Annotated in this window: 21 protein-coding genes; 9 read left to right on the forward strand and 12 right to left on the reverse strand. The window is 50.7% G+C overall.

Annotated elements, in window-relative coordinates; genetic code table 11:
* Window positions 1-5: 5 nt before the first annotated feature.
* From recJ to ACH50O_RS07765, 7 genes are all read right to left on the reverse strand, one after another.
* Window positions 6-1,751, reverse strand: a complete 1,746-nt coding sequence (recJ, locus tag ACH50O_RS07735) for a single-stranded-DNA-specific exonuclease RecJ (protein ID WP_446812125.1) — start codon at window positions 1,749-1,751, stop codon at window positions 6-8.
* A 54-nt stretch (window positions 1,752-1,805) separates the two neighbouring features.
* Entirely contained in the window at window positions 1,806-2,900 is a 1,095-nt protein-coding gene (gene thrC / locus ACH50O_RS07740; protein ID WP_446811443.1) for a threonine synthase, read from the reverse strand.
* 3 nt (window positions 2,901-2,903) lie between these two features.
* Window positions 2,904-4,214, reverse strand: coding sequence for a homoserine dehydrogenase (locus tag ACH50O_RS07745; RefSeq protein ID WP_446811444.1), 1,311 nt, complete (start codon window positions 4,212-4,214; stop codon window positions 2,904-2,906).
* A gap of 36 nt (window positions 4,215-4,250) precedes the next feature.
* On the reverse strand, window positions 4,251-5,435 hold the full coding sequence (gene alaC, locus ACH50O_RS07750) for an alanine transaminase (RefSeq protein WP_446811445.1): 1,185 nt from the start codon (window positions 5,433-5,435) through the stop codon (window positions 4,251-4,253).
* 127 nt (window positions 5,436-5,562) lie between these two features.
* On the reverse strand, window positions 5,563-5,721 hold the full coding sequence (locus tag ACH50O_RS07755) for a hypothetical protein (protein ID WP_446811446.1): 159 nt from the start codon (window positions 5,719-5,721) through the stop codon (window positions 5,563-5,565).
* A 79-nt stretch (window positions 5,722-5,800) separates the two neighbouring features.
* Window positions 5,801-6,928 carry a peptidase C39 family protein gene (locus ACH50O_RS07760; RefSeq protein ID WP_446811447.1) on the reverse strand — a complete coding sequence of 376 codons (1,128 nt, stop codon included), beginning with the start codon at window positions 6,926-6,928 and terminating at the stop codon, window positions 5,801-5,803.
* The gene (locus ACH50O_RS07765) at window positions 6,925-8,022 is read right to left on the reverse strand and encodes a DUF2817 domain-containing protein (protein ID WP_446811448.1); all 1,098 of its coding nucleotides are present in this window, start codon (window positions 8,020-8,022) and stop codon (window positions 6,925-6,927) included. The genes ACH50O_RS07760 and ACH50O_RS07765 overlap by 4 nt, the downstream gene beginning before the upstream one ends.
* A 162-nt stretch (window positions 8,023-8,184) precedes the next feature.
* Here ACH50O_RS07765 and ACH50O_RS07770 point away from each other — a divergent pair, with 162 nt between their 5' ends.
* From ACH50O_RS07770 to ACH50O_RS07780, 3 genes are all read left to right on the forward strand, one after another.
* Window positions 8,185-9,663 (forward strand): RimK family protein, encoded by a 1,479-nt coding sequence (locus ACH50O_RS07770; RefSeq protein WP_446811449.1) that lies wholly within the window; start codon window positions 8,185-8,187, stop codon window positions 9,661-9,663.
* Window positions 9,660-10,568 carry a carbohydrate kinase family protein gene (locus ACH50O_RS07775; protein WP_446811450.1) on the forward strand — a complete coding sequence of 303 codons (909 nt, stop codon included), beginning with the start codon at window positions 9,660-9,662 and terminating at the stop codon, window positions 10,566-10,568. The genes ACH50O_RS07770 and ACH50O_RS07775 overlap by 4 nt, the downstream gene beginning before the upstream one ends.
* Before the next feature lie 442 nt (window positions 10,569-11,010).
* Entirely contained in the window at window positions 11,011-11,784 is a 774-nt protein-coding gene (locus tag ACH50O_RS07780) for a hypothetical protein (RefSeq protein ID WP_446811451.1), read from the forward strand.
* A 1,043-nt stretch (window positions 11,785-12,827) separates the two neighbouring features.
* On the opposite strand, the gene ACH50O_RS07785 is transcribed toward ACH50O_RS07780, so the two are convergent.
* On the reverse strand, window positions 12,828-13,712 hold the full coding sequence (locus ACH50O_RS07785; RefSeq protein WP_446811452.1) for a LysR family transcriptional regulator: 885 nt from the start codon (window positions 13,710-13,712) through the stop codon (window positions 12,828-12,830).
* Between the two features lie 155 nt (window positions 13,713-13,867).
* On the opposite strand from ACH50O_RS07785, the gene ACH50O_RS07790 reads away from it, so the two are divergent.
* On the forward strand, window positions 13,868-14,446 hold the full coding sequence (locus ACH50O_RS07790) for a beta-class carbonic anhydrase (RefSeq protein WP_446811453.1): 579 nt from the start codon (window positions 13,868-13,870) through the stop codon (window positions 14,444-14,446).
* Between the two features lie 227 nt (window positions 14,447-14,673).
* Here the strand turns inward: ACH50O_RS07790 and ACH50O_RS07795 are convergent, their stop codons facing one another.
* From ACH50O_RS07795 to ACH50O_RS07805, 3 genes are all read right to left on the reverse strand, one after another.
* Complete coding sequence (locus ACH50O_RS07795) at window positions 14,674-15,744, reverse strand: OmpA family protein (protein WP_446811454.1); 1,071 nt, start codon at window positions 15,742-15,744, stop codon at window positions 14,674-14,676.
* 462 nt (window positions 15,745-16,206) lie between these two features.
* Entirely contained in the window at window positions 16,207-16,377 is a 171-nt protein-coding gene (locus ACH50O_RS07800; RefSeq protein WP_446811455.1) for a hypothetical protein, read from the reverse strand.
* Between the two features lie 55 nt (window positions 16,378-16,432).
* Window positions 16,433-16,861, reverse strand: coding sequence for a hypothetical protein (locus tag ACH50O_RS07805; protein ID WP_446811456.1), 429 nt, complete (start codon window positions 16,859-16,861; stop codon window positions 16,433-16,435).
* A 285-nt stretch (window positions 16,862-17,146) separates the two neighbouring features.
* Between ACH50O_RS07805 and ACH50O_RS07810 the strand changes: the two genes are divergently transcribed.
* From ACH50O_RS07810 to ACH50O_RS07825, 4 genes are all read left to right on the forward strand, one after another.
* Window positions 17,147-17,353, forward strand: a complete 207-nt coding sequence (locus tag ACH50O_RS07810) for a hypothetical protein (protein WP_446811457.1) — start codon at window positions 17,147-17,149, stop codon at window positions 17,351-17,353.
* Between the two features lie 269 nt (window positions 17,354-17,622).
* Complete coding sequence (locus tag ACH50O_RS07815; protein ID WP_446811458.1) at window positions 17,623-17,820, forward strand: hypothetical protein; 198 nt, start codon at window positions 17,623-17,625, stop codon at window positions 17,818-17,820.
* A 107-nt stretch (window positions 17,821-17,927) separates the two neighbouring features.
* Entirely contained in the window at window positions 17,928-19,175 is a 1,248-nt protein-coding gene (locus tag ACH50O_RS07820; protein ID WP_446811459.1) for an HlyD family secretion protein, read from the forward strand.
* Between the two features lie 2 nt (window positions 19,176-19,177).
* The gene (locus ACH50O_RS07825) at window positions 19,178-21,304 is read left to right on the forward strand and encodes a peptidase domain-containing ABC transporter (protein ID WP_446811460.1); all 2,127 of its coding nucleotides are present in this window, start codon (window positions 19,178-19,180) and stop codon (window positions 21,302-21,304) included.
* 169 nt (window positions 21,305-21,473) lie between these two features.
* On the opposite strand, the gene ACH50O_RS07830 is transcribed toward ACH50O_RS07825, so the two are convergent.
* The gene (locus ACH50O_RS07830) at window positions 21,474-21,650 is read right to left on the reverse strand and encodes a hypothetical protein (RefSeq protein ID WP_446811461.1); all 177 of its coding nucleotides are present in this window, start codon (window positions 21,648-21,650) and stop codon (window positions 21,474-21,476) included.
* A gap of 572 nt (window positions 21,651-22,222) precedes the next feature.
* Here ACH50O_RS07830 and ACH50O_RS07835 point away from each other — a divergent pair.
* A complete protein-coding gene (locus tag ACH50O_RS07835) occupies window positions 22,223-23,308 on the forward strand; it encodes an efflux RND transporter periplasmic adaptor subunit (protein WP_446811462.1) in 1,086 nt (361 codons plus the stop codon).
* Window positions 23,309-23,327: the final 19 nt, after the last annotated feature.

Below are 23,327 nucleotides of genomic sequence, written 5' to 3' on the forward strand. Positions count from 1 at the left end.
GGTTGTTATTCCCATTTCTCCAGATAATGCAACAACAGTTGCAGGCTGCGTTGCCCGCGAAATTCGTTAATATCCAGCTTATACGCCGCATTGATTTTCCGGCAACCCAACCATTTCTCGGGGTGATCGGCAAAAAACGCTATCGCATCCAACAACTGGCCGCTGAACGGCAAGCGCAACACAAACTTCAAATGCTGCTGGCCGACGATCCGGCATTGAATCACATCGAAGACGCCATTAAATACTGGCTCCGGGAAGGTTTGCCCCCATACCGCCGCTTGCTGGAGAATTTCCGCGAAGGACAAAGTCATGTGTTGCTCGTCCAGTTCGCCGTCGGAATAGACTTTCTGCTCCAGGTCTACTAATTCCAGTTTCGCCGCCACCGTCTCGGCAAAAGCCAACGCGAAATGCGGATAGTCGTGCAATTTTATCGTCAGACCAGCCGCCATCGCATGACCGCCGAACTTACTTAAAATCTGTGGATGCTTGGCGGCAATCTCGCTCAGCACGTCACGAATATGCACGCCATTGATGGAGCGGGCCGAACCCTTGATATCGCCATTATCGGCCGGCGCAAATGCGATCACCGGCCGGTGTAAGCGGTCTTTGATGCGTGATGCCAGGATACCGATCACCCCTTGATGCCAATTGCCGTCGTACAAACAAACCCCTGCCGGCACATGTTTTTCGTCGAGTGCTTTCATTTCCGAAAGCAAAGCCATAGCCTCGGTCTTCATCTGCCCTTCGACTTCTTTTCGGTCCTGGTTCAAGGCATGCAATTGCTCGGCTATGTCATGCGCCAGCCCGGCATCGTCGGTTAGCAAACACTGAATCCCCAGGGACATATCGTCCATCCGCCCGGCTGCGTTCAAACGCGGCGCGATGGAAAAACCTAGATCACTGGCGTGTATCCCGGACAATTGCTTGCCGGCGACTTCAGCAAGAGCCTTGATACCGGGCTGACATTGCCCGGAGCGAATTCGCAACAAGCCCTGATGCACCAAGATGCGGTTAACTTGATCCAAAGCCACCACGTCCGCCACCGTACCCAATGCCACATAATCCAGCAAACGTGCCAGATTCGGCTCGGCGATGCCGGCTTTTTCAAACCAATGCAACTCGCGCAAACGAATCCGCAAGGCCATTAAGATGTAAAACATCACCCCCACACCGGCGATATGCCGACTGGGGAATTTGTCATCCGGCAGATTAGGATTAACGATCGCATCGGCAGCCGGCAATTCCAGACCGGGCAAATGGTGATCGGTGATCAATACCTTAATACCGGCAGCTTTAGCGGCGTTGACACCCTCGATACTGGAAATGCCGTTATCGACCGTGACGATAATGTCGGGCGTTTGCCGTTTCACCAGTTCGACGATTTCCGGGGTCAGACCGTAACCGTATTCGAAACGATTGGGCACCACAAAATCCACCGCGCCGGCTCCCAGCAAGCTCAAGCCCTTCAAGGCCAACGCACAACTGGTGGCGCCATCGGCATCAAAATCGGCCACTACGGTAATCTTTTGCCGCTGCTTGATAGCCGAAACCAAGTGCTCAACCACTTCCTTCATGCCGGTCAACAACCACGGCGAAGGCAAACTCGCCAGACTACGATCCAACTCCTCGGCATTTTGTACACCGCGACTGCTGAATATGCGTTGCAGGACCGAATCCATCTCGCCGAAATGCGAATGCTTGACCAACTCTGGCCTCGGTACGATTACTTTTTTTACGCTTTGCAGATACATATCAGACAATAAAAAAGCCGGCAATTGCCGGCTTTACGATGCTCATCGTTAGAATCACATCGAATCCAGAATAGCTTTTTTCACCGCATCCAGCGTGGCGTCTATCGTTATTGGTTGATCGTCCTTGCACTGAGCGATAGCGGTATCGGGATCTTTGATACCGTTACCAGTCAAGGTACAGACGATCTTGCTACCTTCCGGGATGTTGCCATTTGCGATGTCGTGCAAGGCACCAGCCAACGAAGTGGCGGAGGCCGGCTCGCAGAAAATACCTTCATAGGCCGACAACATTTTTTGCGCGGCCAAAATCTGTGCGTCGGTGAACTTTTCGAACCAGCCGCCGGATTCCTTCTGCGCGGCCCAGGCACCGTCCCAGGATTGCGGATTGCCGATGCGGATAGCCGTAGCAACCGTTTCCGGATTCTCCACCGGGTGGCCCGCCAAAAATGGCGCGGCACCGGCAGCCTGATAGCCGCACATCACCGGACGTTTGTTGGTCACCGCTTTATGCGTCGCGCTATCGGTCGAATATTCCTTATAGCCTTTCCAATAGGCCGTGATATTGCCGGCGTTACCCACGGGCAAGCAATGGAAATCGGGCGCCGCGCCCAAGGCGTCGACAATCTCGAAAGCGGCGGTTTTTTGGCCTTCCAGTCGAAAAGGGTTGATCGAATTAACGATGGTCACCGGCGCATGCGCAGTAATATTTTTGACAATATCCATACCGGCATCGAAATTGCCTTTGATCTGAATAATTTTGGCCCCGTACATCATGGTTTGCGCCAATTTGCCTAAAGCAATTTTGCCCTCGGGAATCAACACGAAGGCACGAATGCCAGCCCGCACCGCGTAAGCAGCGGCAGCCGCTGAAGTATTACCGGTCGAGGCACAGATAATGGCCTGACTGCCCTCTTCCACGGCCTTGGTGACAGCCATGGTCATGCCGCGATCCTTGAAAGAGCCGGTCGGATTCAAGCCTTCGAATTTCACATAGATGTCGACATCCTTGCCGATCAATCGCGGAATATTTTGCAGTTGAATCAGCGGCGTATTACCTTCGCAAAGACTGATCAGCCGGGTGTCGGCGGAGACCGGCAAGCGGTCGCGGTAACGTTCGATAATACCTGTGTAAAGGGTTTGGGTTGCCATTGTTTATCCTAAAGTTTCCAAGCGGATGCGCGCCACTTTGCCGCTGACCGTCGCCAGCGCTTCGATGGCCGCAATCGCGGCGTTCATTTCTTTTTCCAGCGTCAGTTGCGTCAACATAATGATCGGCACTGAAGTCTCGCCTTGCGGCGGCTCTTTTTGAATCAAGGCTTCGATGCTGATATTGTGCGCGGCCAGAATCCGGGTCACGTCTGCCAATACGCCGGGTTTGTCTTCGGCGGTCAGGCGCAGGTAGTAAGCGGTTCGAATTTGCTCGGCAGGCAACACCGGAATGTCGGCAATCGCATCGGCCTGGAACGCCAGATGCGGCACTCTGTTTTCCGGGTCGCTGGTCATCGCTCTGACCACGTCTACCAAGTCAGCGACTACGGCTGAAGCTGTCGGCTCAGCGCCGGCACCGGCGCCATAATACAAGGTCGGTCCAACCGCATCGCCGCACACCAAGACGGCATTCATCACGCCATCAACATTGGCGATCAAGCGCCGCTTGGGAATCAGCGTCGGATGCACACGTAACTCGATGCCATCCTCGGTTTTGCGGGCGATGCCCAGATTTTTGATCCGGTAACCCAGCGCTTCGGCGTACTCCACATCCAGGCGGGTGATTTTGGTGATACCTTCGGTGAAGACTTTTTCGAATTGCAGCGGGATGCCAAAGGCGATTGACGCCAAAATGGTCAATTTATGCCCGGCATCGATGCCTTCCACATCGAAAGTCGGATCGGCTTCCGCGTACCCCAAAGCCTGCGCTTCGGCCAACACATCGGCGAAGTCACGGCCCTTATCGCGCATTTCGGTGAGGATGAAATTGCCGGTGCCGTTGATGATGCCGGCCAGCCATTTGATGCGGTTACCGGCCAAACCTTCGCGGATGGCTTTGATGATCGGTATGCCGCCCGCCACCGCCGCTTCGAACAATACCATTACGCCTTTTTTACTGGCTTCCGCGAAGATTTCATTGCCATGCAGCGCGATCAAAGCCTTATTGGCGGTGACCACGTGCTTGCCGTTGGCAATCGCCGTCAACACCAGTTGTTTAGCCAGATCGTAGCCGCCGATCAGTTCGACCACCACATCGATGTCAGGATCGTTGACGATCTCGAACGGATCGCTGGTCAAGGCAATGCCGTCGGTAGCGCAAATCCGCGTCCGGTTCAGATCGCGCGCGGAGGCGCGGGTGACCACAATTTCACGGCCGGCCCGGCGAGCAATTTCCCCGGCATTCCTTTTCAGTACGTTGACGGTACCGCCACCGACGGTACCCAATCCCAAAACCCCAACTGTTACCGGCTTCAAACCTGACTCCTAGCGTTATACCCAAAATGGCGGCGATTATACTACGTTGTCTTTTTTCAGCATATTGCGGATGCTGCGCAAGGCTTGGCGAGTTCTGTGCTCGTTTTCGATCAAACTAAAGCGGATATGGTCGTCGCCGTGTTGACCAAAGCCAATGCCGGGCGATACCGCTACCTTGGCGTCGATTATCAACTTCTTGGCAAATTCAATGGAACCCATTTCCCGATAGGCTTCCGGAATTTTGGCCCAAACAAACATGGTCGCCCTCGGTTTTTCCACATGCCAACCCATCGCATTCAGACCATCGCACAGCACATCGCGGCGCGCCTTGTACATATCGCATATTTCTTTCACGCAATCTTGCGGGCCTTCCAATGCGGTGATCGCCGCCACCTGGATAGGTGTAAACGTACCATAGTCCATATAGGATTTGATCCGGGTCAAGGCCGCTACCAGTGTTGGGTTACCGCACATGAAACCAACGCGCCAGCCGGGCATGTTGTAACTTTTGGATAAGGAGAAAAATTCGACAGCGATGTCTTTCGCGCCTTCCACTTGTAAAATCGACGGGGCCACATATCCATCGAATACAATGTCTGCATAAGCGATGTCGTGGACGATCCAGATGCCATGCTCTTTACAAATCGCCACCACTTTCTCGAAAAAATCCAGCTCCACGCATTGGCAGGTCGGATTACCTGGAAAATTTAAAATCAACATTTTCGGCTTGGGCCAGCATTCCGCAATGCCTTTACGCAATTCCTCGAAGAAATCGACGCCTGGCGTCAACGGTACATGCCGAATATCCGCGCCGGCAATCACCACGCCATAGGGATGTATCGGGTAAGCCGGATTCGGCACCAGCACGACATCGCCCGGCCCGAGGGTCGCAAGGGCCAGATGGGACAAACCTTCTTTCGAGCCTATCGTGACGATAGCCTCGGTGTTGAAATCCAAATCAACATCAAACCGTTTTTTGTACCAACCGCAAATTGCTTTCCGTAATCTGGGTATACCTTTGGATACCGAATAACGGTGGGTGTCATCGCGTTGCGCCACTTCCAACATCTTGTCGAGGATGTGCTTGGGCGTGGGCTGATCAGGATTGCCCATACCAAAATCGATAACGTCCTCGCCCTCCGCTCGAGCTTTGGCTTTCAGCTCGTTGACGATGTTAAAAACGTAAGGCGGCAGACGGCTAATGCGATGAAATTCTTCCATTAATGACTCTTGAGATTCTGGTTTTGGAGACGGCTTCTAAAGAAAAGCCGGCTAAGGTACTGTTGTTGCGAAGCGATGTCAATTACGGTGCAACGGGATGCGGTCGAAAACCGCTACCGACCGAAACTTAGGGTTGTACGGCAGTTGTTGACGCTACTTGACCGGCATCCGCTTCCTGCTGATGCAGGTAAGAGCCGCCGACTAGAAACGTCAGTACCAACAGGTAAAGCACTGCCGCAATGTTTTTAACTTTCTTGCTGCCGTCGTCTTGATTATGGTCGTTCATGGGCAAGGTCTCTTGAATATTCGTTGTTGCATACGCAATTGTACCGTTTACACCGTCGTCTGAGAACGAAAAGCTCGCACTATGCACCCGGTCGCACAATGACCGCCGTCCGCAGCCGCGATTTGCCGAAACAGGACATGCGGTCGAAATCCTCGCGGGCAATCGGAATAAACTGGCAATCCAACTCATTCTGCCGGCCGTCGTCCGGATCGGAATCGTGCATGTACAAACAATCCTTATCAAAACCGCTCATCACCACCCAGTGCGGGGCTTTTTTCCTGTCCATCGAAAAAGTACTGATCAGAATAAGCGGTATTGCCCCGGCTTCGAACGCGGCTATCAAATCGTTCTGCGTGACGTTGGCGTAATGGATCGCCACGCCCTGCTCCGCCGCGTCGCGCTTGAAACAGGTATCGACCAGCTCGACGATCTGTTTTTTATCTTCGCTGCGCACACTGTCGATAAACAAGGAGCCGGTTTGATTGATCCAGACTTCCACCGAAAACTGCCGGCGTTTTGCGGCCAGCGCTAAACCGATGGGATGACAACCTCCGTGTCCGGAAGTCATAAAAATTGTCGTCGCTTCGCGCCATAGCTCGATTTCCTGCTCGCGCGACGGCAAATAACTCTTATCCAACGCATGCATCGCCATCATCAAAGCCGCCGGGCCGCAGGTAAACGGCGTGGTTTGCCGCAACCAATGTACGGAACGATGCTGCGGGGTATCGCGATAACGGCGAATCCGCTTTTGGTAACGCAACGCATCTTTATGGTCTTGGTAATAATCGCGATACAAACCAAATTTTTGAAAACCCAGCGCCTCGTACAAGCGGATGGCCGGGGTGTTATCCACGCTGACTTCCAAACGCAGATACAGGCGGCCATCGTCGCGCGCCGCTTGCTCGCCGGCCAGCATTAAAGTCTTGGCTATGCCTTTGCCGCGCAGCTGCGGCGCTACCGCCAATGAATAAATCCGCGCCAAACGAGTGCCGGGGTGATAAATAATCAAAATATACCCTGCCACCAGTCCCTCCCATTCCGCTACCAATAGGGCGCGATGTTCGGAACTCAGCCAATGCCGAAAACTGCGCCGGCTTAATTTATCGGTCGCGAAGCTGGCATTTTCCAAAGCCACCAAGCCTTCAAGATCCGCGCTTTGCGCCGGGCGCACCGCCAACGTATTCGCTACGGCCTGTAAAGCGGTCACGACGACACTCCGCGCAACGCCTGCCCCAGCACTTGCCGAGCCCGAAATAACACCATTTCCTGCCAGGCGTTGTCGTTGGGGCAGAAATGATGCCGCATCACCATGCTATGCGCGAAACGTTGATCGTGATTATCCTCTACCGCCCAAAGTTGATGATCGCGCAGCAAAACCTCAAACAAATGGTCGGTGCTGTAAGTGCCAAACTCCAGCGTCATATAACAACTTTGCGGATTCATGTTGGCGTGCCACAGATAATCCAACAAGCCCAGTTTGGGCACCGAACTGGACGTACCCGCCAGCGGCAGGGCCACCGAATCGCCATACCAGTTTTGCGCAACCGCCGCACCGGGGCTATCCGGGTTGTGATCGCAAATAATTTCCCCGTAACCATAAGGACCGAGACCGGTATGAAGATCCACCACCGCCACGCGGCGTTGCGCCAAATTGTGACGTTGAATCAAATCCTCGCAGACCATACGTCCATGCGCCGGCGCCCCGCCACCGTAAAACGGTCCGGACGGGTCTCGGTATTGACCGCCACTGATGGCTTTTTCCAGCGCGACTCGGCCGTATTGCCGGCTAAACTCGGCAAATGCCTGCTGTCTTTGGCTACTATCCGCCACAAATAGCCATTCTCGCAAATTGTCATAATCCGGGTTTTCGGGTAATGACTGTGCAAAATCCACCGCATTGCGATTCAAATCCACGCCGTCGGCGTCGCAGCGCCGCGACCAGGCATATCCCCAGGGCGTTAACGCATGAATCAGCAATATCGCGGTATCGTTTGGAATGTCAAACTGACGCTTGCGTAATCCTTGCAACAAATCAAGCTGGATCGCGCTGCCGGCAAAGCCTTCCACACCGTGCGTGCCGGCAATAGCCACCACCAGATTGTCAGCATTTTCATCGCCTATCCATGCGATATCTGTCAACAGAGCTTCACCGTCCGGCCCCAGTCCGGCGCATTGATAAATCTCATGCCGCACAGGGTGTTCCATCTCTGTGATTAGCGACAACCAAGTCTGGCGGGCAGTAGCATAACTAGCCGGGAATACGCCGGTGTCGATTTCAGTGCCGTATGGGGACAAACTCATCTGCATACTCAAATGTTCGGAGACAATAATTGTACAGTGTGGCAAACCCCTCAGCCGCAAGCAATAGGCATTCTTAAAGGGAATCGCAGAATTCGGCTTGTCTTAAAACTCGACTGGTTTCAAAATCCCCGCCTAATTTAAACCTACCGAGCATTTTTTACCATGGCAAGCACGCTGCTGGTCGTTGACGACCTTTCGGATTGGAACCCTTACTATCCTAGCGATCAGGTGGTCAGCTTTGAAGACTATCTCGCCAGCGAACAAACCGACCCCGATCAGCGGGTGCGGGTAATAAACCTGTGCAGCAGTTACACCTATCTGTCCGACGGCTATTATTGTTCGCTGCTGGCCGAGGCGCGGAATCACCACGTCATTCCTTCGGTTAAAGTCATCAACGACTTGGGCAAAAATGCCCTGTATCGCCTGCAACTGGAAGACTTAAACCAGCCGCTGGCCCGCGCCTTCAAACATCAAAACAAAAACGGCGAATTTACCCTGTACAGCTATTTCGGCACGACGCCGGAACCGGCATTTCAAGAATTGGCGCGGCTATTGTTCGAGCGTTTCGCCTGCCCGATTTTGGAAATTGTTTTGCGCTTTGAGCAGCAATGGCAAATCACCGACCTAAAAGCCGTCTCGCCCAAGCAACTGGACGACGCGATGCAGACTTTGTTTGCCGACGCGCTGGATCGCTTTAGCAAAAAGGTCTGGCGGAAAAGCCGGGCCAGAAAGACCGCGCGTTACGATTTGGCGATTCTGATCAACCCGTCCGAGCAATTGCCTCCCAGCAATCGCGGCGCGCTGAAAAAGTTTATCGATGCCGGCCGGCAACTGGGTATCGATGTGGAACTGATCACCCTGAATCATTACGGCCGCCTGCCGGAGTTCGACGGTTTATTCATCCGCGAAACCACTGCCATCGACCATCACACCTACCGTTTCGCCAAAAAAGCCGAAGCAGAAGGCTTGGTGGTGATCGACGATCCGACCTCTATCTTGCGTTGCGCCAACAAAGTCTATCTGGCCGACTTGTTCCGCACCCATAAAGTCCCGTCGCCGAAAACCTGGATATTGCACAAGGGCAATACCCAACACCTGGATAATTTGGAAGCCATCGCCGGGTACCCGGTGGTGATCAAAATTCCGGACGGCTCATTCTCGCGCGGCATCGTCAAAGTGCATAACCGCCAGGAACTGGAAAGCAAAGTTGCCGAACTGTTCGAGCAATCGGCGCTGTTGCTGGCCCAGGAATTTTTGTACACCGATTTTGATTGGCGCATAGGCATCTTCAATCAAAAAGCTCTGTATGCCTGCCGCTATTTCATGGTGAAAAACCATTGGCAAATCTACCGGCACGGCGCCAAACGCACCGACAGCGGCAATTTCGATACCTTGCCTACTTTTGAAGTACCCAAAGGCGTACTCGACGCCGCGTTAAGGGCCACACAACCGATAGGCAACGGCTTATACGGCGTCGATGTCAAAGAAATCAAGGGCAAAGGCTATGTCATAGAAGTCAACGACAACCCCAGCATCGACAGTGGCGTGGAAGACAAATATCTGGGCGATGAACTTTACAAAGCCATCATGAGCGAATTCCTGCGACGGATGGATAACCGCAGCAAGGGCGTTGCTCAATGATCGATAAACCGCTCGACGTGCTCTGCGTCGGCCATGCCAGTTATGACTTGGTGTTTTCCGTGCCGCACCATCCCGGCGCCGATGAAAAAATATTCGCCGACGACTTGCTGGGCTGCGGTGGCGGACCGGCTGCCAATGCCGCCGTCACGGTCGCCAAATTGGGCGGCAAGGCCGGGTTTTGCGGCTATTTGGGTGACGACGTGTATGGCGACAGTCATTTACGGGAGTTGCAAGACCATGGCGTCGATACCCAACTTGTTGTACGCGGCGCATCGCCAACGCCGTTATCCACGGTGCTGGTCAAACCGAACGGGCAGCGCGCGTTAATCAATTACAAAGGGCAAACCAGCGCCTTGCCTGCCACCGCTATCGACTTTGACGCCTTAGCAGCCAAAGTGTTGTTGTTCGATGGACACGAACCGCATATTTCCCTTCGCTTACTGAATCAGTTAACCCAACCGGTACATTCAGTGTTAGACGCCGGCTCGCTGCACGACGGCACTTTGGCTCTGATGGACAAAGCCGAATATCTGGTCTGTTCGGAAAAATTTGCGGTGCAATATGCCGGCGATGAAAACCTAGCCTTAACCAAACTGGCGAAAGTTGCCCCGGTGGTAATCATTACCTTGGGCGAGCGCGGCCTGATCTGGCAACGCGGCCAGGAACGAGGTAGCCTAAGCGCGCCGCCTATCGTTGCCATAGACACCACCGGTGCCGGCGACGCCTTTCACGGCGCCTTCGCCGCCGGCCTTGCCCGTGGATTGAGCTGGATAGAATTATTGCGTTACGCCAGTGTAGCCGGCGCGTTTTGCTGCTCGCGGATAGGGGCGAGACCGGGATTACCTAGCTTGAGTGAGCATCAGAACTTACTGGCTAGCTGGTCGGCGAACGGTGAATCAGAATAGAAAAGACACGAGACCTTGCGTCTATTCCTCTTGCCAATCCAACTATCGAGTAATGCAAATAATGAATAAGCGAGTGGAATTGATGCTTGGCGCCTGAATGGGAGGCCTATTTTCAGCCGGGCTTTAGCAAATTACACTCTGATTGAGTTGTATCCAAATTAAAAACTACTGTGCATTCAGGTGAATTGTCTGCCATCAATTCCCATAGGTTTTTGCAAGCGTAGAATCAGGTTATTTGGAAAGAGCGAATGACGCAATCGACCCGTTGCTGTTTATCGCCTAACGTGATTCAATGACAGCGATTGAATTGTTACCAGTCATAGCCGCTTGTCATTGATGATATACAGAAGGGAAAAACATATGCTGATCAATAAATTATCTTGTCGAAGGTCATTTCTCTGTGGGTAAATAGAGCTTTCTGATTACTAGTTGGGCATCAATAATGGCAAACTTATACTTTGATGAGTCAATTAGAGATAACGGTGCATTTATAATTGGTACTTTAGTGATCTCTGAGGAAGATTTATCTTCTCGAATAAGGGCGGAGTGGGAAAACATGGGCTTAAACCCGAATGATGACGAATATAAAAGCTCTGCTATAAAAGCCAACAATGAAGTATCTGTTAAGCAAAGAAAGTTTATTAGTTACCTAGTACATAGTTCCAAATTAGCCTTACTAGTATTACCAAACCATGATCGAAGACAGTTAGGCAATTATTGTGTTGCGTTAGTATTACAACTGCTTGATACCAAGAAATTAAGAAATGAATCACACGAACTATACATAGATGAAAATGTGTTCATTGATAAAAATATTAAGGCTATGTTAGAGGACTCTAAGGTTAACTTGTATTTGAATTCTGATTCAAAATTGGAAGCAGGAATACAGCTGGCTGATCACGCATCACATGCCTTAGGAGGTATATTGCTTGAAGAAATGGATATTGTAAAAAAACAAGTAAGGGCTGGTGAGAATTCCGGGTATCACCCTGACGATATGCTGGATTTGGGTTTTGAGTTATGGGCTAGTCTCCGCTATGCATTGATTGGCAACAATCAGTATATTGAGGGGCTATCACCACCTCCGGACGATCCTGCAAACCCGTTCTTTATGGTAGACGGTTACGGACTCTATATAGCCGACAGTTGTTCCGAAGAGCTGGCTGCTGCTGCCAAGAAGAGATTCGGTATAAACTACTTAGGCTGCATTCACTAAATGAAAAATATGCCTAACCAGCGTATCAACTTGGCGTTAGGCGGCCCCTTCGGACAGAGGAGAAAATTTGTACGACTTTAGGGTTGACAGTCACTATTCTCGGAAAGATATTTATCGCGAGATTGGAATCCCAATTGATTCCAAAGGTGGAAATTGGGATACCGGCTATAACCCGCGTAAGGCGGAACGCATCGCGGTTCCGCCGTATGGTGGCGTCTGATTGGCGGATCGCCTATCGGCATCCGCCCTACGGCCCTTGAAGCCTAGCGCCAATCGCATTGAGCTATTCGCGAAAACCCCGTTCGCTTGGACTCAAGCGAAAATGCGTTGCCGCATAGCTTAGTAAGCTGGCGGGCAATACAGAAAGCTTTGCGACCATAGCAAATGACCTTGTGCGCGAGCTTAATCCCGTTGCGCGCAAGCCGTTTTGCCTTACGAGCGAATCAATTTGCCTCGCCCGCAAGGCTTTTAGGTTTAATCGCCAGGCTGGGTAGGCTTGCGCGCAAGGTAAAAAAGATTGCGACGATAGCAAAATACCTCGTGCACGAGCTGAAACGGGTTGCTCGCAAGGCGTTTTGCCGGACGGGAGAATCAATTTGCCTCGCCCACAAGGCAACTAGGTTTAGTCGCCAGGCTAGGTAGGCTTGCACGCAAGGTAAAAAAGATTGCGCCGATAGCAAAATATCTCGTGCACAAGCTCAAACGGGTTGCGTGCAAGCTAAAAAGCTTCGTGACGGTAGCAAATGACCGCGTGCGCGAGCTTAAATGCTTTGAGCGGGGAGTCATCCGCCGCGTTGGCTAAGTCTCTCGCGGCGTGACGCAATTGTTTATCCTAAAAAGAGCAGTTGGAGGGTGTTGTAGGCCGTTCGTGCTGAGCAAAGTCGAAGCATGGACGGCCTACAACACCCTCACCCTCCGGGTGATTGAAAAATCTCGCTCGCCCTTCGACAAAACTCAGGACGAACGAGATTTTTCAGGCCCAACTGCTCTTCCAAATCATTCGTCCGCTTTCACCAATCGAGTGACGTGATACCAAAAGCCGGTTAACGCTCGAAATACTCCAGTAAAAAATCGATAAACGTCGTCAATTTGGCTGGATAAAAGCGGCGTTGTAGATAAGTGGCGTAAATGGCTAGCGCCGGTCGGCGGTATTGCCTGAGGATCTCCACCAATTCGCCGCTTTGTAAATACGGCGCCACCGACAATCTCGGCGCTTGCACGATACCCATACCCAGTGCAGCAGCCTCGCATAGTGCACGACCGTTATTGGACGCCAACACCCAATCGGATTTGATTTTCTTCAGCTCGCCATCGACATTAAACAACCAAAACTCGCCATGCGGGGTATCGACGTAGTGCAGGCATTGGTGATTACTCAGTTCGTCTATGGTTTGCGGACAGCCTTTTTCTGCTAAGTAGGCCGGCGAGGCATAGGTACACAATTCGGTCTCGGCAATCTTGCGCGCCACCACGCCCGGATCCAGGGTATCGGTGACTAACAAGGAAATGTCGAAACTGCCGACCCGCAAATTCGGCGGTCTATTATCCAGCGACATTAAAATCTTCACTTCCGGATATTGCTTTAGATAACTTTCGATGGCAGGCACCATGTACATGCCCCCAAAATCGATAGGCGCGCTGATTTTAATGGTGCCCTTCACCCGCTCGCCCAGCTGCGCGGTGGAGGCTTCCAAATCGGCCAAGTCTTCCAGCAATTGTTTGCTGCGGTTGTAGTAGGCTTCGCCGGCACTGGTCAGACTTAGGCTACGGGTGGTGCGATGTAGTAGCACCACACCCAGTGAAGCTTCCAGTTGGGCGATGTATTTGCTGATCATCATTGTCGAAAGCTTCGACTCTTTGGCAACAGCGGAAAACGTCCCGAGCTCGACTATCCGGCAAAAAACGCGCATGTTGTTAAACTTATCCATTACGGCACTCAATATAAACTTAAAGTTTATATTTTATAAACCAAATAGCGTCTTTAAACCAGAATGCCGCTTGGCTACAATGCCGCCCGGAGATAGTCGTTACCTCGTCTGGTTTGCAGTTTAGGCCAGACGTCTTTTCACCCACCGAGGTTTTTATGAGCAAAATTCACAACGAAGTACTGTTAGCCAACCGCGATTATGTATCCAGTTTCAACAAAGGCGATTTGGCTATGCCGCCCGCTCGCCAGTTTGCCATACTGACCTGCATGGACGCCCGCCTGGACCCTGCCAAATATGCCGGCTTATCCGAAGGCGACGCCCACGTGATTCGCAACGCCGGCGGCCGCGCCAGCGACGACGCAATCCGCTCCCTGGTTATTTCCTACAAATTACTCGGCACCAAGGAATGGTTTGTGATCCATCACACCGACTGCGGTATGGAGACCTTTACCAACGAGATCATGAGCGACTTGTTGGCCAGCAGCTTGAAAACCGCCAGCGTCGATGCCACCGGCTGGCACGACGGCGGCGAAGGCCCCGGTTCGACAGACGGCAAATACATCAACTGGCTAACCATCAAAAACCAAGCCGAGAGCGTGCTGGAAGACGTTAAGCGCATCAAATCCCATCCGCTGGTGCCTGGTGAAATTCCGGTTTATGGTTACGTCTACGACGTCAAAACCGGCCGTTTGATCGAAGTGCCTGAAGCGACAGCCGCAGGCCAGGCACACTAGGATTTTGGCCTTAATCTAAAATAGGCGCGCAATGCTATTAGGAATGGTTGCGCGCCCGAGAATCTAAGTAGTAGCTACCGACGATATAGATTTCGCTACTCAGCCGGTGTATATATAGGCAACACAATTTGGCCCCATAACCGAGATCCGGCAACTCTGCTTGCCACACAAAAAACCCGCCTTGCAGCGGGTTTGTTTTGCCACCAAGTTAATTGGCTTTGGATTTCTTATTTTTTCAAAGGCTGTTGCGCTTTGCCATCAACTTCCAACTGCACGCGGCGGTTATTTGCGCGGCCTTCCTCGGTTTCATTGGTGTCGATCGGTTTGTCCCAGCTATAACCGTGTGAAGTAATGTTGGGCGAAGCACTGCCTTTGGTCAGGTATTTTTTAACTGCTAATGCCCGGCGCTCCGACAAGTTCAAATTGTGTTTGTACGAACCGGTATTGCTGGTATGACCTTGAACTTCGAAAGCCATATCGGGGTACTGTTTGATGCGGTCAACGACTTTATCCAGTTTTGGGAAATACTGCGGTTTGATAATGTCTTTGTCGTTATCGAACTTAACGTCAACGATCCAGCAGCCGAAGACGCTGACTTCAACACCCGGTAAGGTAGTCGGGCATTTATCGAGGCAGTTATTTACGCCGTCTTTGTCGTCATCCAATTTCGAGCAATCCAATTTAGCCGGCGCTGGAGCAGCGGGAGGCGGAGTCGGCTCGGCTTTTGCAACCACGGCCGCTTTAGGTTTTTCGCCGAATGGAATCACGAAACCCAGATTAACCGTCATGTCATGAAATTCTTCGGTGCCGGGCTGTAGTTTGGCGTTGAAATTGTTGTTGTAACGGTATCGAACGTCGCTGCGAATCAGGAAATTATCGTGCAGTTCATAAGTAAAACCCGCACCCGCTTCGCCGATGAAGCCCGCGCCGCTGTCGCCATTGTGCGTAGAATTGATGCCGCCCACGCCGACTACTGCATAAGGCGAAAATTTATCTCTAAACAAATAATACTGCGCATCTACCGTACCGCCGGTCAAATCCCAGTTACCGTTAGTTTTGGCGCCTTCCAGGTTTTGGTATAAACCTCTGACCTCGATATTTAGATGTTCGTTGATGATCTTACCCAAGCCCAAGCCACCACCCCAGCCACTATGAGCGCTACGATCGCCGCCCGGCTGCACGAAAGTGCCGAATGGCGCCGCGTACCATCTGTCATCCAGGAATTCCTCGGCTCGCGCCGCCGACAGAAAACCGAGCGTCGTGATTGTGGCTGCCGCCAATAATCTTGCTTTCAACATAAAAACTCCTTGCATTACTAATAAAAGATTTGATATTCCGATGCCGCTAAAATTTTGTACGCAAGCCAAGCTCGTTAAAACTTAAGCTTTAAAAATCAAAGAGAATCGCAAATTCCACAAACTTATGTTGTAAAAATACCACATTTTTCCGAATCGGCAAACATTTAGGCACATCGTTTGCGGACTCCGGAGCGCATCCAACACAGACTTCTCAGCGGTTTGTTAATGTGAAACGACCGAATCGTCTGTTCGTTTACTTATTTAACGGAGATAAAACCACCCATCGCCTCAAGACCGGGCGACAGAATCAAACTCGCAATTTCAAAGCGACAATACCATTTGCGGCCAGATGAGGATTTGGCAAACGATACCGAGCAAAATAAGCCAAAAACTAATTGCAAATATTAAAGCGTACCTTCGTGAGTTACGTACATTTTGCCGACCGGTCTATTTTCGCTAGACCTATCGATCATAAAGCTGGTCCACTAGATTTTTAAACCAGGGCGGCCGAAAAATCATCACGTACAAAATCAAGGTTTCCAAAATCGGCAAAGGTATTATGTGTAAAGCAATCAACACCAGCAGCAGTAAGATGCAAAAGACCAGTTTAGAAAAAAAAGGGATTTTACTCATAAATCCATCCTAAGTTGGTTAGCTGGAATATGTTTTGGACTGGATATGCTACGACTTATTTAATAGTGTTAATAATTTGTCGACATTTCGCATAATATTCACCGGCTTCCCAGGCCAAGGTAACCAAACTTGCCGCCTTGATGCTGGTGTTATTTGTCGGATCGCTTATCAGCGAGAGTTGTGTTTGCCAGTACCAGCTTACTGATTCCGCCGTTTTCGTACAATCCCCATAAGGGCTCACCACATCGCCGAAGATGTTCTCGGCTTTCTCGCGCAAATCAATCAACAGTTGCTTATGCGCCTGCCGATTTTGAAAGCTTTCCAGAAACGTCGCATCACGCGTCATGTCTTGCGCCTCGGTGAATTCTTCCAACCATTTTTCGGCATCCGCTTTTTTCGGGATTTGCACCGGGTTTCCGTCGTTAGCAAAGGCGGCAGTAAGGCCGCAGGCTAACAATGCGGCGGCTAGTATGAGTTTTTTCATGGTCATTATTGGCAAAAACTTGATTAGGATGGATGTGAACGAGACAGTGTGCAGCGAATAAGCCAAACATGACTATACGCAGTTTGCTTCCTATATTATCCGCAAGTTATAGCATGTCTGCCTGTCTAATTAAACTTTTAGCGCTTTAAACTAAGTAAATCCGGATGTTACACCCTGTGAAATTTTTCATACGCGGCAAAAGCAAAGCAGCGTTTTAATACTATTGACGGCCAAGTAATGCTGTCAAATTACTCGTAATATAAACTTTTCATTCGGAGAAATAATATGCATGCAAAAAACCAAGATTCCGCGGACATAAACTCAACTAAAAATCAAATTTTCAAAACTGAAAATTTTGCGGTAGGTACTGAGTTAAACGTTACCGAGATGGAAGCCGTTAGCGGTGGTTTTGTTCCTCTGATAATCGGTGGCCTAGTAGTTTTTGACGCCTTCATTTGGGGTGCGGTCTGGGGGAAAAGTTTGAATAGTTAAGTAGTATACGCCTGGAATGCCATATGGCATTCCAGGCATTAATAATTCTTTATAGATTTAATTTTTTTCTATACATCTCGCCAGGCTGATATCGCATTACTTCCTTATTAATAACATTTAAAAACTTGATACCGACAAATTTTCTATCCAATTTCTTCATGGTGTGAAATGTCTCATAGGGCGAACGTACAAAGGGAACTTTAATGTGTTCGGCGTTAGAAAAAATCGCGCCAGGATCGTTTCATTTACTCATTGTTTGGAGAATCATCATGCATGGCAACAATCATTTTTCCGGCCAAAATCAAGCTGATAGCCTACTTAAGTTAGACAACGGCAACATCACATTGTCACCGAATGAAATTAATGCAGTCGCGGGAGGACAATTCGTGCCGGTGGGCGAGGCAAAATATTGGTTACCCGTTATTGTTTACGATAGCTGGTATGGTCGCGACGTGGTAATTGGCTAGCGGTAAACCGCGCTTTCGGGAGTGGGAATTATCTGTTCTCACTCCCGCGAGCGCTTTAATTGACATTAACGTCGGAAATTTAAACGTCGATCTGTATAGGCCTAAGCATGCGTCAAACTCTGTTCCGAGAGGAGGCACTCGAGTCCAGTCGCGATAGCCAGTTTGGCGAAATCGCGCTACATCAACCCTTATCGATTTCCCTGTTAACCGGCTGCGCGGCGGCGATTGCGGTAATCGTCATAGCGTTTGCGACCTGGGGAGAATACACCCGCAAGGCCCATGTTAGCGGCTATCTGGCTCCGAACATGGGTTTAATTAAGGTTTATGCGCCGGAACCGGGCACGATTATCGAGAAGCACGTCCGCGAAGGACAAATGGTCAAGCGCGGCGACATGTTGTTCGTGTTATCTACCGAACGTAGTTCCAGGGTAACGCCGGAAGCGCAGGCAGCGGCAATTGCCAAATTGCAGGAACGCCGGGACAGCTTGAAAGAAGAACTCAGCAAGCAAGGCAATATTTCCGTTATCGAACAGCATACGCTGGCCGAAAGAATTAAAGGCATGGAAGCGGAGGGATCGAAAATCGATGCTGAAATCGATCTGCAGAAACAACTGGTCGATGGTTCGCGCGAGGTATTGGGTCGCTTCCGCCGCTTACAGGCGACCGAGTCGGTCTCCGATTTGCAAGCCCAGGATAAACAGCAGGAACTCCTGAATCAGGAATATCGGCTGCAAGAACTGGAGCGGCAACGTTTGACCCGCGACCATGAAATCAAGGAGTTACGTTTGCAGGTGCAATCCGACGAACTGAAGGCCAAAAACCATCAGGCGGCAATCGGCCGGGAGGTATCGACGCTGGAACAACAATTGACCGAATCGGAATCGCGCAGAAACCTGGTGATTACCGCACCGCGTGACGGGGTGGTTACCACCATTCTGGCCGAACGAGGACAACTGGCCCAATCCAACGCGCCGTTGCTGTCGATTTTGCCGGAAGGCGCGTCACTGGAGGCTCAACTATTGATACCGTCGCGCGCCATCGGCTTTATTGCAGCCGGACAATCCGTGTCCGTGCGTTATCAAGCATTTCCCTACCAACGCTTCGGCAGCCACAAAGGCGAAGTGAAAGAGATCGCCAAAACCCTGATCCGCCCTAATGAAATCGACTTGCCCGTCTCCTTGGACGAACCGGTTTACCGGGTAACCGTGACCTTGTTTTCGCAAACCGTGCAAGCCTATCGGGATGTTATCCCTTTACAATCCGGGATGCTGTTGGATGCCGATGTGGCCCTGGATCACCGCCGCCTGATCGAGTGGATATTCGATCCGTTATTCAGTATCACCGGAAAAATCTGATCATGAGTACCTATAAAACGCTGAATTTCACCGGACGACGAACAACCCCGGTTATTTTGCAAACGGAAGCCGCCGAATGCGGGCTGGCTTCCTTGGCCATGGTAAGCGCTTATCACGGTTTCGATACCGATCTTGCCAGTTTGCGCCGCCAGTTTTCCATCTCGATGAAGGGCGCCACCCTGAACGATTTGATTCGCATCGCCACCCATTTGAATCTGGCGACCCGGCCCATCAAAGCCGAATTAAGCGATCTAAGCAAAATGACGCTGCCGGCGATCTTGCATTGGGATTTCAATCACTTTGTCGTGTTGTCCCAAGCTAACGAGCGGCGCATGGTAATCCACGACCCGGCACGCGGCAAACGGATGATGACAATGGACGAGATCTCGGGGCACTTTACCGGTGTCGCCATGGAATTGGCGCCCACGCAGGAGTTCCAACCTCGGCGCGAGCGGCAAAAGATTCGCTTTGGTCAATTGCTGGGCGGATTGCCGGGTTTGAAAGGCACAATCGCCCAGATTTTCGTGTTAGCCGTCGTTCTGGAAGTGCTGTCGGTGCTGGCGCCGTTTTTCATGCAATTGGTCGTGGATCATGCCATTGTGGCCGAAGATAGGGATTTGGTGGTGGTGCTGGGCGTCGGCTTTCTATTACTGGGACTGGTTCAAATCGGCGTAACGGCTTTACGTTCGTGGGTCGTCGTGGTGTTGGGCACTACCTTAAACCTGCGTTTGTTCGGCAATCTATTCCGTCGACTGCTAAATTTGCCGATGGCATTTTTTGAGAAACGTCACCTCGGCGATGTGGTGTCCCGCTTCGAATCTTTAGAAGCTATCCAGCGCACTTTGACCACCAGCGTGGTCGAGGCGATTGTCGATGGCATCATGGCTGTCATTACACTGGTTATGATGTGCGTATACGGCTGGCAACTCGCCCTGATCGTCTGCGGAGCGGCGTTATTGTACGGCGTTCTGCGCCTGGCGCTGTATCGCCCGTTGCGGCAAACCCAGGAAGAGCAAATCCTGCGCGCCGCCAAACAGCAAAGCAATTTCATCGAAAGCGTACGAGGCATTCAAAGCGTCAAGTTGTTCAACCGGCAACTTTACCGGCAAACCTTGTATCAAAATTTGTTGGTGGACAATTTCAATACCGGCATCCGCATCCAAAAATTGAACATCTTGTTTCGCGGACTGAACGGTGCACTGTTCACTATTGAAAATATCGCCGTGGTCTGGCTGGGGGCGCTAATGGTGCTCGACGGCGCGTTTTCCGTGGGAATGCTATTTGCGTTCATGTCTTACAAACAACAGTTTATTACCCGTATTGTCAGTTTCATCGAAAAGGGCATTGACTTGAAAATGTTGAGTCTGCACAGCGAGCGCGTGGCCGATATCGCGCTGACCGAGCCCGAGCAGAATACGCCGGTGTTTATGGAATTGATGGAAGAAGACAATATCCCCGCGGAAATTGAGGTGCGCAACCTTAGCTTCCGTTATTCCGAGTCTGAGCCCTGGATACTGAAAAATGTCAATTTTAGAATCGAAGCCGGCGAATCCGTTGCCATCATTGGGCCGTCCGGATGCGGAAAAACGACTTTGTTAAAAGTATTGCTGGGACTGTTACCGCCAAATGACGGCGAGGTCTTAGTCGGCGGAAGTCCGCTCAATAAATTCGGCCTTAGCAGATACAGGGAAATGCTGGGTACCGTGATGCAGGAAGACCAATTGTTTGCGGGCTCCATTGCCGACAACATTTGTTTTTTCGACCCCAGCCCCGCTGCCGAAAAAATTCAAGCCTGCGCGGCAATCGCCGCCGTTCACGACGACATAGAACGAATGCCGATGCGCTACAACACCCTAATCGGCGACATGGGAACTATCCTCTCGGGCGGCCAGAAGCAGCGAGTGTTACTGGCAAGAGCACTATATAAGAATCCGCAAATCCTATTTCTTGACGAGGCTACCAGCCACTTGGATGTGAACCGCGAAAAATCGGTTAACGATGCGATTCGCCGGCTAAATTTGACACGCATCATCGTGGCTCATCGCCAGGAAACCATCGCCTCGGCGGATCGCGTCATCGTCTTAGGGGAAGAAGTGCAACAACTTGTAATCAAACGCGCCACATGCTGATAGGCTTCGAAGTATGTGCGGGTTGTCAGTGAGCTTGAATCAGGCTTTTCCTCGCCCAAACTAAGGCCGGCTCACCTGGCTAATTTGAAATTTGCTCAGTCACCCCCTGGTATCGTTCAAGCCAGTCCATTGGCCCGAACAATCGCATTCTGTCAAACCGATAAACCGGCTAATCCTCTTTTTCTTTGATGGAAGGAGGTTCCACCGCCTCTTCATCGACATTGAGTTCCAGCGACACCGTTTTATAACTTTGGTCCGGATTGGCCACGGCGTCTATCGATAACGGCAATGCCGAAATCAATATCAGCGCGGTATATTTTGCAAGATGGTGAATATGGTTTTTCATCGCTTACTCCTTAATGGTTGGCGAAAAACGAGCCTTGCCCTTTGGGTTGCTATTCAAAGACTCGCAGCCAAGATGAGCGATTTTTATGCCAACAACTCGTTAAAAAGGTATCGCCGGACGCGGAAACAAGCGACCACGTCCGCCAACAAGCGTATCAAACCCAGCAAATTCAGCGGGTTTGACTTCCATTATGCAAATATCTGTTTATTCATTTCACCCATAAACGACCTCATAGCGTCCATTCGCTAACAAATAACCTCCGCGTCATTCCCGCAAATTGCCGGGCAATATCCCCCGGCCTGGTTGATCCCAACCGGCAATTTGCCCCATCTCACATCACATTCAAATAACTAATTGATTATAAATACAAAAATAACTGGCACCCTGTTTGCTATCAAATTATTGACGAAATATTGTCAACCCAAATTGGAAAACCAGCATATGCAGGATTAGTTTTTTACCTAGCAATTTTTTTGGAATAAATAGCTATTCTATCAATCGAGACCCCATGCTTTATCGAAAACACCCAGCCTTATTAACGGGTTTATTTATATTCGCCCTGAGAAAACGTGATGACAAATAAAATGCCTATCTTTCTATGCCTATTCGTTATTTTGCTCAGCGGTTGCCGTCAGGCCGACAGTGAGAAACAAGAAGAGGCTCCCAAATTGGAAGCAACCAAACCGTTACGTGAGGATGCCGCAGTTACCAAAGAATATGTCTGTCAGATTCATGCCATTCGGCATATCGAGATTCGCGCGCTGGAAAGGGGATATTTACAGAATATCTTCGTGGACGAGGGGCAACTCGTGCATCAAGGGCAAGCCATGTTCAAAATCATGCCCAATATTTATCAGGCGGATCTTTTAAAAGCGAAAGCCGAAGCCAATACCATGAATATTGAATACCTCAATACCAAGGGTTTGGCCGATCAAAAAATCGTTTCGCCCAATGAGTTGGCGCTGGCCAAAGCCAAGCTGGATAAGGCTGACGCGGAAGTCAAATTAGCGGAAACCCATTTGGGCTTCACCGACATCAACGCTCCTTTCGAAGGAATTATGGACCATTTCAACGTGCGTAACGGCAGTCTGGTTGAAGACGGTTCGCTGTTAACAACCCTTTCCGATATCAGCAAATTATGGGTGTATTTCAACGTTCCGGAATCAGAATATCTGGATTACAAAATGCACAAACACGAAGATGCCAGAACCAAAGTGCAGCTCAAAATGGCAAACGGCCAGATTTTCGATCAAACCGGCACCATCGAAACCATCGAAGCCGACTTCGACAATACCGCGGGCAATATCGAATTCCGCGCCACGTTTGCCAATCCGGACAAATTGCTCAGGCATGGCGAAACCGGCACCATCCTAATGGTCAAGCCTTATAAAAACGCATTGCTCATTCCGCAAAAAGCGACGTTCGAAATCCTGGACAAAACCTATGTCTACGTCATCAACCACGAAGAAAAACTGGAACAACGGCTCATCAATATCGAAGCCGAATTACCCTATCTGTTTATCGTGAAAGACGGATTGAAAGACGACGACAGAATTCTGCTGGAAGGCCTGCGCAAGGTGCACGCCGGCGAAAAGGTGGAAATCAATTTACAGCCACCGGAAAAAGTCCGCTCCGAGTTGGAATTATATACAGAGTAATTCTTTAGCCAGAGATCAA

This window comes from Methylomonas sp. 2BW1-5-20 (genome assembly GCF_052474515.1).

Coding starts and splice junctions, on each gene's coding strand:
- ACH50O_RS07780 (WP_446811451.1), top strand. CDS start 11,011: ATGGCAAACTTATACTTTGATGAGTCAATTAGAGATAACGGTGCATTT.
- ACH50O_RS07775 (WP_446811450.1), top strand. CDS start 9,660: ATGATCGATAAACCGCTCGACGTGCTCTGCGTCGGCCATGCCAGTTAT.
- ACH50O_RS07800 (WP_446811455.1), bottom strand. CDS start 16,377: ATGAGTAAAATCCCTTTTTTTTCTAAACTGGTCTTTTGCATCTTACTG.
- ACH50O_RS07790 (WP_446811453.1), top strand. CDS start 13,868: ATGAGCAAAATTCACAACGAAGTACTGTTAGCCAACCGCGATTATGTA.
- ACH50O_RS07770 (WP_446811449.1), top strand. CDS start 8,185: ATGGCAAGCACGCTGCTGGTCGTTGACGACCTTTCGGATTGGAACCCT.
- ACH50O_RS07805 (WP_446811456.1), bottom strand. CDS start 16,861: ATGAAAAAACTCATACTAGCCGCCGCATTGTTAGCCTGCGGCCTTACT.
- ACH50O_RS07795 (WP_446811454.1), bottom strand. CDS start 15,744: ATGTTGAAAGCAAGATTATTGGCGGCAGCCACAATCACGACGCTCGGT.
- thrC (WP_446811443.1), bottom strand. CDS start 2,900: ATGGCAACCCAAACCCTTTACACAGGTATTATCGAACGTTACCGCGAC.
- ACH50O_RS07765 (WP_446811448.1), bottom strand. CDS start 8,022: ATGAGTTTGTCCCCATACGGCACTGAAATCGACACCGGCGTATTCCCG.
- ACH50O_RS07815 (WP_446811458.1), top strand. CDS start 17,623: ATGCATGGCAACAATCATTTTTCCGGCCAAAATCAAGCTGATAGCCTA.
- ACH50O_RS07835 (WP_446811462.1), top strand. CDS start 22,223: ATGACAAATAAAATGCCTATCTTTCTATGCCTATTCGTTATTTTGCTC.
- ACH50O_RS07810 (WP_446811457.1), top strand. CDS start 17,147: ATGCATGCAAAAAACCAAGATTCCGCGGACATAAACTCAACTAAAAAT.
- ACH50O_RS07785 (WP_446811452.1), bottom strand. CDS start 13,712: ATGGATAAGTTTAACAACATGCGCGTTTTTTGCCGGATAGTCGAGCTC.
- ACH50O_RS07755 (WP_446811446.1), bottom strand. CDS start 5,721: ATGAACGACCATAATCAAGACGACGGCAGCAAGAAAGTTAAAAACATT.
- alaC (WP_446811445.1), bottom strand. CDS start 5,435: ATGGAAGAATTTCATCGCATTAGCCGTCTGCCGCCTTACGTTTTTAAC.
- recJ (WP_446812125.1), bottom strand. CDS start 1,751: ATGTATCTGCAAAGCGTAAAAAAAGTAATCGTACCGAGGCCAGAGTTG.
- ACH50O_RS07830 (WP_446811461.1), bottom strand. CDS start 21,650: ATGAAAAACCATATTCACCATCTTGCAAAATATACCGCGCTGATATTG.
- ACH50O_RS07820 (WP_446811459.1), top strand. CDS start 17,928: ATGCGTCAAACTCTGTTCCGAGAGGAGGCACTCGAGTCCAGTCGCGAT.
- ACH50O_RS07825 (WP_446811460.1), top strand. CDS start 19,178: ATGAGTACCTATAAAACGCTGAATTTCACCGGACGACGAACAACCCCG.